We start from the raw sequence: 13,106 nt of genomic DNA, 5'->3' as shown, positions 1-13,106 counted from the left end.
ATCAGACCTCCCTGATCTGCGGGTCGGCGAGCATGTAGGCGAGATCGACCAGGAGGTTGATCAGCACGTAGCCGATGGATGCGACGATGGTGAAACCCATGATGGCGGGGAAATCGAGGGTCTGGATCGAGGTCACAACATAGGTGCCCATGCCCGGCCAGGCGAAGATCGTCTCCGTCAGCACCGCGCCATAGAGCAGATCGCCGAGCGCCAGCCCGAGCAGCGTGATCGACGGGATGAGCGCGTTTCTGAGCGCATAGTTGAAGATGATCATGCCCTTGCGCAGGCCACTGGCGCGCGCTGTCCGGATGTAATCTTCCTGCAGCACGTCGAGCATCGAGGCGCGGATCTGGCGCGTGATCACGCCCATATTGGCAAAGGCGAGCACGAAGCCCGGCAGGATGATGTGGTAAAGGGCGCTGCGGAATGCGTCGAAACGGCCCTGCAGCAGCGAGTCGATCAGCAGGAAGCCTGTGATGCGCTCGGGTGTCGCAATACCCATGGCCAGGCGCCCGCTGCCGGGCAGGATCTGGAATTTCGCATAGAAGACGTAGATCAGGATCAGGCCGAACCAGAAGACTGGCATCGAGATGCCGCAGACCGAGACCGTTCGTGCCACCTGATCAATTGGACCGTCCTTGTAGACGGCCGAGAGCACACCAAGCGGCACGCCGAGACAGATCGCGATGAAAAGCGCGACCACGCCGAGCTCCAGCGTCGCCGGCAGGAAGGTGCGGATATCGGCCGCGACGGGGCGATTGGTCCTGAGCGACGTGCCGAGATCGCCCTGAAGCAGATTGCCGATATAGATGGTGAATTGTTCGACGACCGGCCGGTCGAGACCGAGATTGCGCCTGACATTTTCAAGCGTCTCGGCGCTTGCCCTGTCGCCCGCGATCATGCGCGCCGGATCACCGGGAATGAGATGCGAGATCGTGAAGGTGATGACCGCGACCCCCAGCACGACGAAAAGCAAGAGGATCAGACGCGGAAGAATGATGCGGGTGATTGCCATGGACGTCAGCCCTTCCGGCAGGGGAACCCCGGCCTAGCTTGGGAAACGAAGAACCCTGCCGCCACGGCCAGGGGCCGGCGGCAGGCGTTCCGTGGAATGCGGTCGGCCAAGCGAAGCTTGACCGTTCCTCCTCACTCCGTCTTCGACATCGTTCCGAAGTTGTAGACCTGGATCAGCATCGGATTGTAGACATAGCCCTTCACCGCGGCGCGGCGGGCGAAGATGTCGTTCTTCTCCATGATGTAGAGATACGGCGCGTCGTCAGTCGAAAGCTTCTGCGCCTCGATGTAGAGAGCCTTGCGCTTTGCTTCGTCGACGATCGAAGCTGCCTCTTGGACGAGACCCGTCACCTTGCTGTTGTTGTAGAAGGAACGGTTGCCCGGGCCGCCCATCTTACCGGCGTCGAACCAGTAGTTCATGAACATGTAGGGGTCGGCGAAATCAGGCGTCCAGGCGCCGGGCGCCATGTCGAACTTGCCGTTGGCGACCAACTCGCGCTTCGTCGTGTCGGCGACCGCCTGCAGATCGAGCTTGACGCCGATTTCTGCGAGAGAGGCTTGCAGCGCCAGACCGACCGGTTCCCAGGCAGGATCGGCCTGAGAGAAGGTATAGGTCAAATGGATGTCGCCCTTGCCGGATTCGGCAAGCAACGCCTTGGCCTTCTCGATGTCGTAGCTGTACTGGAAACCCTGCGGATCATGGCCCCACATGCCGCTCGGCACGGCGCCGCGCATCTGCTTGGCCTGACCGAGCATGATGCCGTCGATGATGCCCTGGTAGTCGACCGCATAGGAGATCGCCTGACGCACCTTGGCGTCGTCGAGCGGCGGCTGGCGATTGTTCATGTAGATGTAGTTCACATACATGCTCGGATTGCTCTCGACGACGACGGAGGCATCCTTCTGCAGCGCTTCGGCCTGATCGAGCGGGATCTGTTCGATGATGTCGGCATCGCCGTTGGTCAGTTGAAGGCGACGCGCCGACACGTCGCCGACGATGCGGAGCACGACCTGTTTCAGCGCCGGCTTGGCGCCTGCATAATGTTCGTTGCTGTCGAGCACGATGCTCTGGTTGCGCTCCCAGGAAGCGATGCGATAGGGACCGCTGCCGGCCGTATGCTCGGCGAGCCAGGCCTTCGCCATGTCGCCGTCCTTCTCATGCTCCATCACCTTTGGATTGATGATCGCAGCGCCGGAGACGGCAAGCGTGGAAATGAACGGCGCAAACGGCGCGCTCAGGTGAAACTTTACGGTCTGCGGGTCGACGACCTCGACCTCTTTCAAGACCGGGAACGCGTCGGACGGGCCGGCCTTCAGCTTCATCAGCCGGTCGAAGCTGAATTTGACGGCGGCGGCATCGACCGGCGAGCCGTCGTCGAATTTGTGGCCGGCCGCAATCTTGAAGGTCCAGACGAGGCCGGCATCGTCGGCAGTCCAGCTTTCGGCGAGTTCCGGCCCGACTTCCGTCGAGGCGCCCTTGTAGGCGACGAGCCTTTCATAGGCGGCGTAAGTGAGCGTGTAGCCGCTGTTGCTGATCTCAATGCCTGGATCGGCCGTCGGCGGATCTTCCGCGCGCGCCAGCACCAGCACGTCCTGCGCAGCAATCGCGCCGGAAAGCGGCGTCGATGCCAGAAGCAATGCAATGCCGATCGATTTCCACTTGGAACCGTTCATCTCGTCGTCCTCCCCAGAACTGCGGCGTGCGATGCCCTCCCGGCACCCACCACGGTCCTAGACTAGGAAACGATTTTCCTAAGTGCAATATTTTTTCTTATCGTATTTGTTTTTTAGTTTCGATCAGTTTTTGAGCTTGATCGTCTGCGCGTTTGCCAGCGTGGAGACCAATTCGGTTTCCGGGGTCGAGCAAACGCATAATATCTGCGCCGGCTCCTCGCTGACGCTCAAATAGGCGTGTCCCATCATGGCGTCGAAGTAGCAGGAATCACCCTTCTTCAGCCGAAGGGGCGCGTAGATCTCGGTGTGGAGTTCCAATTCGCCGTCGAGGACGTAGAAGAATTCCTCGCCCTTGTGGCGGATGAGCGGCCCGAATTCCTCGAGCGTGCGCGCCCGTGCCATCGCCAGGATCGGGACCATCGACTTCTTGGAAATCTCCGTGCAAACATAGAGATAGTCGTAGTTCTGCGTGACGATCTCCCGACCGTCTCCGGATTTGGTATAGGTGCGCCGCCCCATCATGTTGGGCACGTCTTCCGCGCCCGTCATCGTCCCGAAAAGCTCGACGATGTCGACCTTCAGGCCCTGGGCAAGCTGGATCAAGCGGTCGTAGGTGAGCTGCATCTGGTTGTTCTCGACCTTGGAAAGGGTCGAGACCGCAAGCCCGGTCATGGAGCTGACTTCGGCCAAGGTCCAGCGGTTGCGATTGCGAATATCCTTGAGGATCTCGCCGAGGCTGGATTTCGCGTCGGTCATCGTTGGCGTCTCCATTTGCCTGCCGCCATCGAAGTGCTCGCCGGTTCTCGCCCGCCCGCAACACAGAATCCGATTGGCATGATAGGAAAACCATTTCCTATAATACGTGGCCGAAAGCAACATCGTGTTGACGGCAATCCCTGCCCCACAACCACTTGCAGCGTTTCGAAGCCCGCCTACTCCGCAAACGGGTTGGCGACCCTTGGCCAATAGGGGCGCTTCAGCTTGGTGAAAGCCAGATCCTCGAATGTCGGCTGCAAGGCGCCTGGCGCACTGACGTAATGAATGTCACGCGCGATCGGTTCGAAGCCGGCACGGAAGTGGTTGCTGGATTTCACCACGACGATCTTCTTTTGCGCGGGGTCGAGGCCAAGCGCTGTCATGCATTCCGGATGGAAGGTCTGCGTGCGCACTGTGTTGACCACGATGTCGATGCTGCCGGAAGACACCCACACGGCATCGCCGATGGCAAGCGGCGTCGGCCCGAAGCGCTGGGTGATGCCGGACGCGACGCGCCTGACCGTCACCGTCAGGTCAAGCGGGTCGCCGGATGCAGGCCCGACCTTGCCGCCGATCCTCAGTGCCAAAGTGGCCCCTTCCCCCGCCTCGCGGCACATGCGAACCGCAATCGGATCCCAATAGAGGCAGGAGGCCACGTCTTCGATGCCGCGCTCGATGATACGACGCAGGATGAAGGTCGAGTCTCCAGGCGCGCCTCCGCCGGCATTGTCCGAAACATCGGCAAGCACGATCGGACCGCTTGTCGCGGCAACGGCCCGGTCCAGCGCCGCGTCGATCCCGAGATAGTCTCCCCGCATCTGTTCGCGCGCCTCGAATATCTCGCGAGCGAAGGACCGGGCGACACGCACGGCTTTTTCCGGATCGTTGTCGGTCACAACAAGCATCTTGGCACCGACATCCTCGACATCGCCCCAGGGGAAGCCGTGACCGAAGGAGACCGAGAGCACACCGTCCTGCCCTTCCATCGCCTTCATGCGGTCAACGATGCCACGCAAGGGCGCGCGATGCGGGTGGAAGGTGTTGATCATGCGGCAATCATGCATGCCCATGGCCGGCTTCACATCGCCCGCAAGTGTTCGCTCCATCAACCGGAACAGTTGTTCCGCAACCTCTTCGATGTCGGTGTGCGGATATTCCTTGTAGGTGGCGATCATGGTCGCATTGGCCAGCATGCGTTCGGTGATATGGCAGTGCAGGTCGAGTTCGGCTGCGACCGGCACATCCGGCCCGACCACCTGCCGGACATGCGCAAGCAGATCGCCTTCGACATCGTCGTAGCCGTCGGCCACACAGGCTCCGTGCAGAGCAAGCATCACGGCGTCAACGGGCATCGCGGCCTTGAGATCGTCGAGAATGGTGGCGCGGAAACTCTCATAGACCGCTCGCGTCGTCCTGCCGCCGGGCTCGGCCACGGCGCACAAGCTCTCCACCACATCCCAGCCTTTTTCTTGCGCGGCATTGCGCCAGACGAACATTTGCGAAGAGCAGCAGTTGAGCGGCTTGCCGGTGGCATCGCCATAGGCGATCAGGTTCTCGCGGAAGGCCTCGATGCCGGTCTGCATCGGCGAAAAGGTGTTGGTCTCCGTATCCAGCCCCGCGATGAAAAGTTTCATTTTCGTCCCTCGCCATTCAAGAAAGATATTTTCTAATCATAAAACTATGTTTATCGTCGGAAAGTCAAATGCATTATCCGCGCCCTTACGCGGCTGACCGGGGAGGCAGGAATGCGCATCTATATTTCCGCTGACATCGAAGGGATCGTCGGGGTCGTGAGCCGCGACCAGCTGATGCCCGAAGGTTTCGAATACGAGAACGCGCGGCGCTGGATGACAGACACCGTGGTTCACGCCTGCGAAGCTGCGCACGAGGAAGGCGTCGAGGAGGTCATCCTCAGCGATTCCCATGGAAATGGCGAGAGCATCCTGATCGACCGCCTGCCGGACTATGTGCAGGTCGTGCGCAGCTGGCCGCGGCCGCTGATGATGATGCAGGGCGTCGAGCTAGGTTCCTTCGTCGGCGCGATGCTTCTCGGCTACCATGCCGGCGCAAGCCATGCGAGTGGCGTGCTATCCCACACGATCGGCGGCACCGCCTTTGCCGAAGTGCGCATCAACGGCACCGTCATGCCGGAGGCCGGGATCAACGCCGCCATTGCCGGACATTTTGGCGTACCGGTGCTGCTCGCATCCGGTGACAACGTTGCCCTCGACGAAATCAAGGAGCGGATCGGCGACATCGTGACGGTGCCGGTCAAGCAAGTCTACAGCACGCAATCGGCGATCACATTGACGCCCGCCGCCGCCCATCGCCGCATCCGCGAGGGCGTCAAGAAGGCATTGTCGAGGGCCGGTTCGGCAAAGCCGTTCAAGTTGGAGAACCCCGTCCTTGAGATCGTCTTCCGCAACCGCCTTCCGGCCGAATATCTTTCCTATCTCAAGGGCGTCGAACGCACCGACGGGTACACGATCCGCTACCAGGGCGACGACATGGTCGACGTCTCGCGTTTCATCCAATTCGTGGTCGGCTACAATTCCCGCCTCACCTTCTGACGAGCATTTCCGCGGAACCAATCCATGACCACCTCTATCGTCCTCGGCGCCGGCATGGTCGGCGTCTCCACAGCGCTCGCTTTGCAGGAAACCGGGCACCAGGTGGTGCTTATCGACCGCAAGGCACCGGGCCGGGAAACCAGCTACGGCAATGCCGGCATCATCCAGACCGAGGCCGTCGAACCCTATGCTTTTCCTCGCTCGCTTGCCGAGATCGTCAGGGTCGGATTGAAGCGCGGCAACGATACGGACTGGCGGCTCGGCGACATGCCGCGGCTGGCCGGACCGCTCTGGCGCTATTTCACGCAATCGGCGCCGGCGACTTATGCGAGAACCGTCGCGGCCTACTCGAAGCTGGCGCTGCGGGCAAGCGACGATCATGCGCGCTTCATCGAACCCGCCAATGCCGGCGACCTGATCGTTCGCGAGGGCTGGCGCGCGGTCTACCGTTCGCCAGGAAAGCTCGATGCGGCTGTCGCGACCGCCGAGCGTCTGAAACGGGAATACGGCGTGCCGTCGGACGTGCTTACCTCCGACGAGCTTGCGGCAAGCGAGCCTGCGCTCAAAAGCCGGCTGGCGGGCGCAGTCCATTGGACCTCACCCTGGACCTGCCGTGATCCGGGCGACCTGGTCTCGCGCTACGCCGCGCTCTTCGTCGCCCGCGGCGGCAAGGTCGCCCAGGGCGATGCCATGTCCCTGCACCAGACCGGCGCGGGCTGGCGGGTCCTGTCGGAGGGTGGCAATCTCACGGCTGAAAACGCGGTCGTCGCCCTGGGGCCGTGGTCGCCGATGCTTTTGGCGCGGTTTGGCTATCGTGTCCCCATGGTGTTCAAGCGCGGCTACCACTGGCACTTTGGCGGCAAGGAAGGCCCACGCATTTCGATGCTGGACATCGACAGCTCCGCCTTGATCGCCCCGATGAACGCGGGGTGGCGGGTTTTGACCGGCGCGCACCTGGCGCCGCTCGGCACCGCCCCGGCATCCCGACAGATACGACACGCCGTCAGCGCCGCACGAACGCTCTTTGCACTCCGCGACCCCATCGAAGCAGCGCCATGGTCGGGTACCCGTCCCTGCATGCCCGACATGCTTCCCGTCGTCGGGCCCAGTCGTCACAAGGGCCTGTGGTTCCATTTCGGCCATGGGCACCAGGGCTTCACCCTGGGGCCGACGACAGCACTTCTCCTGGCCGAGCAGGTTGACGGGGATCGCAACAATCCGCTGGCCCTGCCCCTGTTGCCGTCGAGCCGAGACTGGGCATAGCCGAACGTCAGGGCCCGGTCATTGGCGCACGGTCGAAAATGTGCGGTCGGCCAGCCGCGGCAGCATGAGCCGGAAGGCGACGCTGCGGGCGCTTTGGAACAGGATCAGCGCGATCCACAGTCCGTCATTGCCGAAGACCGGCTGCAGGATCGCCCAGGCGGTAAAGTAGATCACCAGCGAGGCGACCATCAGATTTCGCATCTGCCGCGACCAGGTGGCGCCGATATAGACGCCATCCATCTGGAAGGCGACGATACCGAAGATCGGAAGGGCGGCGACATAGGGCAGGTACGCGTGTGCAAGTGCTGACACGCTTTCCGACGGGGCGGTGATGCCGATCACCCAGTCGCCGGCCACAAAGAGACAGAGCGCGACAAGCCCGGCAAAGACGAAGCCCCATATTGTGGTCAATCCGACGGCGCGATCGAAGGCTGGCCGGTAGCGTGCGCCGACGGCTCGTCCGGCCAGTTGCTCGGCTGCCGTTGCCACCCCGTCGAGAAAGGCGACGCCGAAGAAGTAGAAGCGCAGCAGGATCGTATTGGCCGCAAGGACTTCGATGCCGAGCATGCCGCTTTGGCGGGTGAAGAAGGAAAGCCCGATCAGAAGCGCGAAGGAGCGGATCATCATGTCGCCATTGACCGAAAAGGCGCGGCGGAAGGCCGTCAAATCCGGAAGGTTCCACGCGGTCCGGTCGGTCTTTGCCCAGATGAGGTAGAGCCCCGCCAGTGCCGTGACGGCTTCGGCAACGAGAGAGGCGGCAGCAACGCCCGCCACGCCCCAGCCGAGACCGAGGACCCAGTGCACGCTCAAGCCGGCGTTCAGCGCATTGAGCAGAGTTTGCAGGATCATGCCCCAGAGCGCATCGCCACGCCCGATGATCCAGCCGAAAACCACGAAATTGAAGAGGACGAAGGGCGCCGACCAGACCCGCCAGGCGAAATAGGTGGCGGCCGCTTCGGCGACCTTGCCTTCCGCGCCCATGGCGGCAAGGCCAAGTGCGCCGATCGGCTTTTGAAGCAAAAGCAGTGCCAGCCCCGCCACGATCGCGATGATGAGGCCGCTTGCGAGCATGCGCTGCTCTTCACGCCGGTCACCGGCGCCGAGCGCCTGGGCCGTAAAACCCGTGGTCGCGCCGCGCAGGAAGTTGAAGGTGACGAAGATGACGTCGAAGATGACGGTCGAAAGCGCCACGCCGCCGATCAGGGTCTCGTCGCGCAACTGGCCGATGACGCCGGTTGCGACGAGCCCGACAAGCGGGCTCGACAGATAGGCGATCATCATCGGCAACGCAATGCGAAGCACGTCGCGATGCGCGATGTCGAAGGGACGGACCGTGACCGCAGCGTGATCGGAAGCGTGTTTCACTCAATCCAGCCGGTGTGGTTCGCCGAGCGTATGCATCAGCCGATTGGCCCAGCCGAAGATTGCAACCGCGTGGATAAGGTCGAGGATCTGCAGGTCGTCGAGGCCGATCTCGCGCAGATGGTAGAACTGGTAGGCGCCGACATTGTCGGGATGCGCCGTCAGGTCGACGCCGAAATTGAACAGCGCCTGCTCGAATTCCGGCAGGTTCGCGTCAAGGCCGCTGCCATAGATCTCGTCCACCACCTCCGGCCGCTTTTCGAGCTGGATGTAGCGCGCCGCATGAACCGAGGCGCAATAGATGCAGCGGTTGACGAAGGATGCGGCAAGCGCGCCGATCTCCCGGCCACCGCGCGACAGCCCGCCCTCGCTATACATGATGTCGTTGAAGAGCGGCGTGCGCTCCTTCAAGGTTTCCGGCTCGTTGGCGAGAACCAGCACATAGTCCGAAATCTTCTTGTTGGACGGCGTGATCTTCAGCGCGTCGAGCTGTTCGGGTGTGGCGGTCTCGACATCGACCGGCTTGACATAGGGCTTCCAGTCGAGCGCTTCGACGGTGAATTCGTGCACGGCTTGCGACATCTCAGTTGTCCCTCAGCATCTTGAGGCCGGCCGTAACCAGCACCTGATAGTTCACGAAGGCGATGAGGCCGGCGAGCGTGACGATGTCCCGGTCGTCGAGACCTGCGGCGGCGAGCTTTTCGATGTTGGTGCGCGTCGCCTCCTTCGGCGAAAGCGTGACGAGATCGACATGGGCGAGGATCGCCTGAAGGCGGGGGTCTTCGATGCCGTTGCCAGGATCGGCAATCGACGCCAACGCGGAGCCCTCGTCCTCGCGTTCGAGCAGCGCCCGGAAATGCGCGGAGAGCTCCTGCGACTTCCAGAGTGCCGCCATGCGCGCAGCAAGGGCTGCTCGGAGCGCATAGGAGAAGTTGCGCGGATCGGCAGGGCGAAGGGCGGCCTGATAGCTCGTCTGGCTCAACTGCTTCAGCTTCGCCCGCTGTTCGCGCAGCGCCTGCAGGTCGGGAAAGCGATCGAGCCCGAGCACGGTGTCAATTACGTCAGTTGTCGATGGAGAAGTCATTGGTTTTCCTGTCATCTGAAACGCGGGAGGTTCAGGCCGTCTTCTGCGCCGGCGTCGGCGCGTCGGCATCCACCCATTCGGTCCCGTCGAGCTCCGGCTTTTCGTAGGCGATTAGCGCTTCCCAATGGTAGTCGACGTCCCGAATGAAGAGCGAGGCCGCGACCCCGCGCGCCAACCAGAGCGCACCCTCGCTGATGGCGGGGATGTCGCCGCTGACCTTGCCGACGCTGACGGAGGCGCCGTAGTTGAAGCAATGGATGTCCTTCAGCCAGGGGGCTGTTCCCGGCTCCTTCTCGGTGAAGGAGAAGTCTCCGCTCAGCCAGGGGAAGCGCCCGAGCCCGGGGTTCTCTTCGCCCGGTGGCGGCGCGTATCGGTCATCCCAGCAGGCGATCTGGTCCTGATAGGGGGCAAGCTCACTGCGGCTCAGCGGATCGATCGAGAACCCAGTGCCGAGGATGACGAAGTCGGTGCGGAAGATGCGGCCGTTCGTCGTGGTGATAACGACCTCGCTGCCCTCTTCCCTCATCGACCGGATGCCGCAGTCGAAATGGAAGTAGGCGTTCGGGTGCCGGCTGACGCGCAGCGTCGAATTGTGTGGTGCCGGCGTCTGCTGCTTGGCCGCATAGTCCATCAGCCGCCAACGCCATTCCGGCGAGATCTCGGCAAAGCCTGCGGTCACACCATAAGAGCCGATGCCCATCAGCTTGTTGACCGTCGGCATTTCCTTGCGGCGGGCGAGAAGGCGGACTTCCCCGGCTCCCTGCTCCAGTGCCTCTGCGGCATTGTCGACCGCCGAAGCCCCGACACCGATGACGACGACCCGCTTGCCCTTCAGGCGATCGAAGTCGATCTCGTCGGCCGAGTGCACCCAGGACTTGTGCCGCTCCATGCCCTTGACGAAATCCGGAATGGTCGGCTCGCCGAGCCCATCGCGGCCCGTCGCCATCACCAGCTTGCGGGTGATGATCGCAGGTTTTGCGCCGCCGGCGATTTCAAGTTCCAGCAGTCCATCGGGGCGCGGCACGACGCGGGTGACATGCGTGTCGTTTTCGACCGGAATGTCCATGACATCGCGATACCAGCGCAGGTAATCCATCCACATCGGCCGCGGGATGCGAAACAGCTCCTCCCATTCCGCTTCACCATGAAGCGCCGTGAACCAGGCGCGGAAGCTGAGTGACGCAACGCCCAGTGCCGGGCCGAGGAGGATCTTCGGCGAGCGCAGCGTCTCCATGCGCGCATAGGTGACCCAAGGGCCCTCGAAACCCTTCGGAGCGCGGTCGACGATGCGCAGATTGGCAATGCCGGCACGCGTCAAGGCATGCCAGGCAACGAGCCCGCACATGCCGCCGCCGATCACGATCACATCGCTGACGTCATCGCCCGCCGCAGTCGTCACCGGCTTCGACCAGTTGGCCGGCGGATAGTTGAGGTAGCTCAGGTCCTGTCTTACCCGCGCATTGAGCGCGGCAAGCCGTTGCTGCTTTTGACTGTCGGTCATCCCAGATCTCCCTTCACTTCGCCAAAAGGACGGCATCGCGGTCGCGCCACCCCACCCAGACGTCGTCCCCTTCGATGTGCGAAAGCGCCACCGGATCGATCTGCGCCTCGAGCGTGCTGCCGTTGTCGAGCTTGACGGTCAGCGACGTGTGAGCCCCCTTGAAGACGCGCTGATCGATGCGCCCTTTGAGCGACGGCCGGTCTTCCGGCTTGCGCGACAGGCAGAAAACCGCCTCCGGTCGCAGCGCCACGGTGGCGTGGTCTCCCGGTATCGGCGAGGTGCCGTTCACATCCGCATGCACGATGTTGCCGCGCCACTCGACGGCAGCGATCTCGCCGGAGACCGAAGCAACCGTGCCTTCGAGGAAATTGCTCTGGCCGATAAAGTTTGCAACGAAGCGGCTGCGTGGCCGGGCGTAGAGCTCGTCCGGTCCTCCCATCTGCTCGATCCTGCCCTTGTTCATCACGACGATGACGTCGGACATGGTGAGCGCTTCCTCCTGGTCGTGGGTGACGAAGATGAAGGTCTTGCCGGTCTTCTTTTGGATCGACTTCAGCTCGATCTGCATCTGCTGGCGCAGCTTCGCGTCGAGCGCCGACAGCGGCTCGTCGAGCAGAAGCACGTTCGGATCCGGAGCCAGCGCCCGCATCAGCGCCACGCGCTGGCGCTGTCCGCCGGAAAGCTGTGCCGGCATGCGTTCGGCGTGATCCTGAAGGGAGACGAGGGCGAGGAGATCGCTGACCCGTCTGTGGATCGCGGCGCTCTCCATGCCCTTCAATTCCAGGCCGAAGGCGATGTTGCGGCCGACCGTCAAATGCGGAAAGAGCGCGTAGTCCTGGAAGACGATGTTGACGTTGCGCTTGTTCGGCGGCAGGTGCGAGATCGGCTTGCCCTCGAGGTAGATTTCCCCCGACGTCGGGCTGTCGAAGCCACCGAGCATGCGCAGCGTCGTCGACTTGCCGCAGCCGGATGGGCCAAGCAGCGTGACGAACTGGCCGGGCGCGATCGCAAGATCGAGATCATCGACGGCGGTCAGCGCCCCATAGGACTTGTTGACGTTCTTGAAATGGACGACAGGCTGCATTTGCGTCAGCTCCTCGATCGGCGGGTGAAATGCTCGGCATAAAGGCCGATGGCGGTGGTGACGACGAGCACGATGGTCGCCATGGCGTTGATTTCCGGCGACATACCACCTTGCACCTTGGCGAAGATCAGCATGGGCAGGGTCGGCTGGTAGCCGCCGAGGAAGAAGGTGCGGACGAAGTCGTCGATGCTGGTCAACACGCAGAAGATCATGCCGCCGAAGAGCGCCGGCATCAGATAGGGGATGGTGACGCGCAGGAAGGCGATGAAGGGATCGGCGCCGAGATCGCGCGCCGCATCCACCAGATTGGCCGGCATCGACCGCAGCCGGGTCAGAACCATGATGACGACGAAGGGCACGGCATGAACCGTATGCGCAAGGATGATCGCGAAGGTTCCGGTCGGAATGTCGACGGCGCGGATGAAGATGCGCATCGAGATCGCGTTGATCAGCCCCGGCACCACGGCCGGAAGACAGGCGAGCGCGAAGATCACTGCCTTGCCCCAGATGTTTTCCGCCGAAACGAGAAGTGCGATCCAGACGCCGATGATCGTCGCCGAAACGGTGGTCGCGAGCGCAATGCCGATCGAATAGAGCGAGGCTTCGAGGAACTGCTTGTCCTGGATCACCTTGCCGTACCAGGACAGCGTCCAGTTGCCGATCGGGAAGGCGATAAAGTTCGCGTCCTTGAAGCTCATCGCCGTCATCAGCGCCAGCGGCAGGACCAGATAGACGGCAAAGATCCAGTAGGAAGCACCGAGCGCGGTTTTCGGAAGGTCGTTGAAATAGGTTCGCATC

At 62.6% G+C, this 13,106-nt stretch carries 12 protein-coding genes; 2 read left to right on the top strand and 10 right to left on the bottom strand.

What is annotated here, in order from left to right; genetic code table 11:
• Position 1: 1 nt before the first annotated feature.
• From OVA00_RS05990 to OVA00_RS05975, 4 genes are all read right to left on the bottom strand, one after another.
• Positions 2-1,015, bottom strand: a complete 1,014-nt coding sequence (locus OVA00_RS05990; RefSeq protein ID WP_034801824.1) for an ABC transporter permease — start codon at positions 1,013-1,015, stop codon at positions 2-4.
• A 131-nt stretch (positions 1,016-1,146) separates the two neighbouring features.
• The gene (locus tag OVA00_RS05985) at positions 1,147-2,688 is read right to left on the bottom strand and encodes an ABC transporter substrate-binding protein (protein WP_268088344.1); all 1,542 of its coding nucleotides are present in this window, start codon (positions 2,686-2,688) and stop codon (positions 1,147-1,149) included.
• A gap of 123 nt (positions 2,689-2,811) precedes the next feature.
• Positions 2,812-3,444 (bottom strand): helix-turn-helix domain-containing protein, encoded by a 633-nt coding sequence (locus tag OVA00_RS05980; protein ID WP_060584582.1) that lies wholly within the window; start codon positions 3,442-3,444, stop codon positions 2,812-2,814.
• A 176-nt stretch (positions 3,445-3,620) separates the two neighbouring features.
• Entirely contained in the window at positions 3,621-5,078 is a 1,458-nt protein-coding gene (locus tag OVA00_RS05975) for a M81 family metallopeptidase (protein ID WP_268088343.1), read from the bottom strand.
• Positions 5,079-5,189: 111 nt separating this feature from the next.
• Here OVA00_RS05975 and OVA00_RS05970 point away from each other — a divergent pair, with 111 nt between their 5' ends.
• Both OVA00_RS05970 and OVA00_RS05965 read left to right on the top strand, forming a co-directional pair.
• Entirely contained in the window at positions 5,190-6,014 is an 825-nt protein-coding gene (locus tag OVA00_RS05970; RefSeq protein WP_192358951.1) for a M55 family metallopeptidase, read from the top strand.
• A gap of 24 nt (positions 6,015-6,038) precedes the next feature.
• Positions 6,039-7,277, top strand: a complete 1,239-nt coding sequence (locus OVA00_RS05965) for an NAD(P)/FAD-dependent oxidoreductase (RefSeq protein WP_268088342.1) — start codon at positions 6,039-6,041, stop codon at positions 7,275-7,277.
• Positions 7,278-7,295: 18 nt separating this feature from the next.
• On the opposite strand, the gene OVA00_RS05960 is transcribed toward OVA00_RS05965, so the two are convergent.
• From OVA00_RS05960 to OVA00_RS05935, 6 genes are read right to left on the bottom strand one after another with little or no spacing between them, the layout of a single operon-like run.
• Entirely contained in the window at positions 7,296-8,642 is a 1,347-nt protein-coding gene (locus OVA00_RS05960; RefSeq protein WP_060520886.1) for an MATE family efflux transporter, read from the bottom strand.
• On the bottom strand, positions 8,643-9,221 hold the full coding sequence (locus OVA00_RS05955; RefSeq protein ID WP_043614924.1) for a peroxidase-related enzyme: 579 nt from the start codon (positions 9,219-9,221) through the stop codon (positions 8,643-8,645).
• 1 nt (position 9,222) lies between these two features.
• Complete coding sequence (locus OVA00_RS05950) at positions 9,223-9,723, bottom strand: CMD domain-containing protein (RefSeq protein ID WP_060520885.1); 501 nt, start codon at positions 9,721-9,723, stop codon at positions 9,223-9,225.
• Between the two features lie 31 nt (positions 9,724-9,754).
• Positions 9,755-11,224, bottom strand: coding sequence for an NAD(P)-binding domain-containing protein (locus OVA00_RS05945; RefSeq protein WP_268088341.1), 1,470 nt, complete (start codon positions 11,222-11,224; stop codon positions 9,755-9,757).
• 13 nt (positions 11,225-11,237) lie between these two features.
• Positions 11,238-12,308, bottom strand: a complete 1,071-nt coding sequence (locus OVA00_RS05940) for an ABC transporter ATP-binding protein (protein ID WP_034801840.1) — start codon at positions 12,306-12,308, stop codon at positions 11,238-11,240.
• Positions 12,309-12,313: 5 nt separating this feature from the next.
• On the bottom strand, positions 12,314-13,105 hold the full coding sequence (locus OVA00_RS05935; RefSeq protein ID WP_060584577.1) for an ABC transporter permease: 792 nt from the start codon (positions 13,103-13,105) through the stop codon (positions 12,314-12,316).
• Position 13,106: the final 1 nt, after the last annotated feature.

Origin of the sequence: Ensifer sp. SL37 (assembly GCF_026672675.1) — a bacterium.
In the GTDB taxonomy this organism is placed as follows: Bacteria; Pseudomonadota; Alphaproteobacteria; order Rhizobiales; family Rhizobiaceae; genus Ensifer; species Ensifer adhaerens.
Note: the sequence above shows the minus strand (reverse complement) of the source record. Positions and strands in the feature narration are given on the sequence as shown.